Consider the following 267-nt stretch of genomic DNA (forward strand, 5'->3'; position numbering starts at 1 on the left):
AGGCCGCGGCCGCGCGTCACCAGATACACGGTGGTGGTGTCGGAAGCGTCGCCCCGGGGTCCCAAGTACGGGTGCTGGAAGGTTGCGGCGATGAAATTGCCCATCAGGTCCCTGGGATCCAGGGCCAGGTGCTGGGCGCTGGCGTTCTGCAGCTTCACCGCCGTGACGTAGTAGTCGTCCAGCCGCCAGGCGCCCAAGGCGGTAGCCGTGATGGGCAGACTGGGGAGCAGGGTATTCAGGTCGAGCTGTCGCTTGACGCGCACCTGA

The 267-nt window shown here is 66.7% G+C and carries 1 protein-coding gene; it reads right to left on the reverse strand.

Features of this window, described 5'->3' with window-relative positions; genetic code table 11:
- The coding region (locus HMPREF2924_RS21810) for a DUF3438 family protein (RefSeq protein ID WP_141765561.1) at positions 1-267 on the reverse strand (267 nt) is incomplete at both ends.

The sequence above is a fragment of the Pseudomonas sp. HMSC063H08 genome (assembly GCF_001813645.1).
In the GTDB taxonomy this organism is placed as follows: domain Bacteria; phylum Pseudomonadota; class Gammaproteobacteria; order Pseudomonadales; family Pseudomonadaceae; genus Pseudomonas; species Pseudomonas aeruginosa.